The 2,938-nt window shown below is 74.4% G+C and carries 3 protein-coding genes; 1 reads left to right on the top strand and 2 read right to left on the bottom strand.

Going from position 1 to position 2,938, the window contains the following annotated elements; genetic code table 11:
- Positions 1 to 31 precede the first annotated feature (31 nt).
- Complete coding sequence (locus ACTIR_RS0103970; RefSeq protein ID WP_026453297.1) at positions 32 to 892, bottom strand: peptidylprolyl isomerase; 861 nt, start codon at positions 890 to 892, stop codon at positions 32 to 34.
- A gap of 224 nt (positions 893 to 1,116) precedes the next feature.
- On the opposite strand from ACTIR_RS0103970, the gene ACTIR_RS0103975 reads away from it, so the two are divergent.
- Positions 1,117 to 1,791 carry a hypothetical protein gene (locus tag ACTIR_RS0103975; RefSeq protein ID WP_026453298.1) on the top strand — a complete coding sequence of 225 codons (675 nt, stop codon included), beginning with the start codon at positions 1,117 to 1,119 and terminating at the stop codon, positions 1,789 to 1,791.
- Here ACTIR_RS0103975 and ACTIR_RS0103980 read toward each other — a convergent pair.
- On the bottom strand, positions 1,760 to 2,938 hold a 1,179-nt coding region (locus ACTIR_RS0103980), incomplete at its 5' end, for a YibE/F family protein (protein WP_026453299.1). The two genes, ACTIR_RS0103975 and ACTIR_RS0103980, sit on opposite strands and share 32 nt — an antisense overlap.

Genomic DNA, 2,938 nt, shown 5'->3' on the forward strand with positions numbered 1-2,938 from the left:
CGCGGTGCCCCCGACGCACCCGGGGTGCCGGTCAGGCCGCCGCGACGCGCACGTCGGTGAACCGGACCTCGGTGTGCGGGGTGCCGCCACCCGCCTGCGAGGAGCCGTCGTGTCCGGCGCGCGCCACCTCGTCGAGCACCGTGAGCCCCTCGTCGCCGATCGTGCCGAACACCGTGTAGTTCGGCGGGAGCGGGGCCTCGCCGTACACCATGAAGAACTGGCTGCCGTTGGTGTCCGGGCCCGAGTTCGCCATCGCGAGGATGCCGCGGCCGTAGTTGAGCCCCTCGAAGGTCTCGTCGGCGAAGCTGTACCCGGGTCCGCCGGTGCCGTCGCCCTTCGGGTCGCCGCACTGCAGCATCTGGAGTCCGTCGGTGGACAGCCGGTGGCAGCTGGTGTCGGTGTAGAAGCCCTGCTCGGCGAGGTGCACGAAACTGTTGACGGTGCACGGCGCGAGCGCGCGGTCCAGCGTCAGGGGGATCTCGCCGACGGTGGACTCCAGGGTCACGTCGACCGTGCCGCCCGCGGGCACGCTTTCGCCCGACGGCGGGGACACCTCCTTGGCGGGCTGCCCGGATTCCGGGTACTCGCACGTCGCCGGGTCCGGCAGCGGCTCGGGGCGTTCGGGTGCCGCGACCCGTTCGGTGGGGATGCTCGCCGGCGTGTTGTTGGCCGATGCGTCCGGTGTGCCGCTCGCGTCCGCCGCGTCGCCCTCGGCCGCGGTGTCGTCGCCCCGCGTGGCCAGGATCACGACGAGCCCGGCGGCCACCACCACGGCACCGATGGTCACGCCGACACCGACGATCCTGCGTCGCCTCGCCCGTTCGGCGCGGCGGGTGAGCTGCCGTTCGAGCTTGCGTTTCGCGGCCTCGCGGCGTTGCTGGTTGGTGGCCACCTGCCCTCCCAATCTGTCTCGTCCGGCCGGCCGCCGTGGGCCCGGGCGGGCCCCGGTGAGGCGCCTGGCGGGCCCCGGTGGGCCCGCTCGGGCGCAGTCTATGGGCACTGTCTGTGAGGATCCTGTACAGGGGCGGCTAGGGTGAACGGCGTCCCAGCCGTGGCGAAAGGTGTGTCCGTGCTCGTCGTCGGGTTCCGCGCGACGGATCCGTCGCTGACCGGGGGGTGTGTGTGAGCGGGGAAGCGGGAGGCGAACGGTCCACGTCCGGATCGGAGCGGATCCCGCTGTACGCCGCCGACCCCGCGGTGCGCAGGCGCCGGGTCGTGTCCGGGCTGGTGGGTGCCGTGCTGGTCGGCGCGGCGTTCGGGGGCCTGGCGGGTCTGCTCGGCGGGCAGGTCGTCGGCCTGGTCGTGGGCGGCGTCGTGGCGCTGCCGGTGGCGGCGCTGGTGCTGACCAACGCACGCAGGCAGGTCCACCTGGAGGGGACCACGGTGCTGGTGCGCACTTGGGGGACCCGCCGGATCGACCTGGTCACCGCCTCCCGGATCGACCTGCTGGTCACCGACGTCCGGGGGAGCCGCACGGTGAGCCTGCTGGTCAACGCGGGCGGCCGGGGCGGCGCCGTCAAGATCGACGTGGCCGTCTACGCGGGCACGGGGGGCCGGGAACTGGGCGTGCTGGCGCTGCGTCGGCTCGCCGACGCCGTGGTGAACAATCTCGAGGCCGGCGGCGTGGTGTTCTCCGAACTGCTGGTGGCGCAGCTGCGGGCGGAGGCCCGGGGCGACGCCGCCGCCGACCGCCCGTTGTACCGGCTGGCCTCGGCGGCGCCCACGGGCAGATTCGCCCAGCGGTTCAGCATGGACGCGGTCAGCCGGTTCGTGGCGGGCCTGGAGCGCTGACCCGTTCCGCGGCGCGGTCGGCGCCCTCGTCGCCGACCGCCTCGGGCGCGGCGTCACCGGGGACGTGGTTTCCGGGGACATCGTGGCCGGGGACGTGGTTTCCGGGGACGTCGTCGTGCACCGCGATCAGCGCGGCCAGCAGCGTGGTCACCGGCACCGCGGCGACGATGCCGATGCTGCCCGCCAGCGTGCGCACCACCTCCTGCGCGACGTCCTGGGACTGCAGCACCGTCGCCGGGCCGACGTCGGACAACGCGGACAACAGCAGCAGCGGGAGGGCGGCACCCGCGTAGGCGAGCACCAGGGTGTTCACCGCGGAGCCGACGTGGTCCCGGCCGATGCGCAGCGCGGCGGTGTAGAGCTCGCGCCTGCCCAGCGCGGGGTTGGCGCGGCGCAGTTCCCACACGGCGCTGGCCTGCGTCACGGTGACGTCGTCCAGGACGCCGAGCGCGCCGATGACCACTCCGGCGAGCAGCAGCCCCCGGGCGTCCACGCCGTGGCCGAGCGAGGCGATCAGGGAGGTGGTGTCGGAGTCGAGTCCGGTCAGCGCGGCCGCCGACGCGAACAGCGTCGCCAGCACCCCGATCAGGGTGAGGCTGGCCAGGGTGCCGAGCACCGCCACCGAGGTCCGCGCGGTGAAGCCGTGGGTGAGGTAGAGCGTGCCGAACATGATCAGTCCGGCCGCGGCGATCGCCACCAGCAGCGGGTCGCGCCCCGCGAGGATCGCGGGCAGCACGAACAGCACGAGCACCGCGACGCTGAGCCCGAGCGAGCCGAGCGCGGCCAGTCCCCGTTTCCGGCCGAGCAGCAGCACCGCCAGCACGAACAACGCCCCGAGCGCGAGCAGCGGCACGCCGCGCTGGAAGTCCTTGATCTGGTACGAGCCACCGTCCAGCGGGTCGCCGCCGCCGTAGGACAGGACCACGTCGTCCCCCGCGGCGAACCGGGGCGAGCCGGGCTCCAACGGCTGCATCTTGGCGATCGTGGCGCTTTCCGCCGCGCCGCCGGGGACCTCGGTGATCCGGACCTCGACGTCGAGGCAGCGCGGCGCGTCCGGGTCGGGTTCGCCCACCCGCACCGCGCCGGGACTCCCGCACGGTCCGATCGCCACGGCCGTGACCGTGCCGTCGACCGGTGTCCCCGCGGG

It is taken from the genome of Saccharomonospora iraqiensis subsp. iraqiensis, assembly GCF_000430445.1.
Classification (GTDB): Bacteria; Actinomycetota; Actinomycetes; order Mycobacteriales; family Pseudonocardiaceae; genus Saccharomonospora; species Saccharomonospora iraqiensis.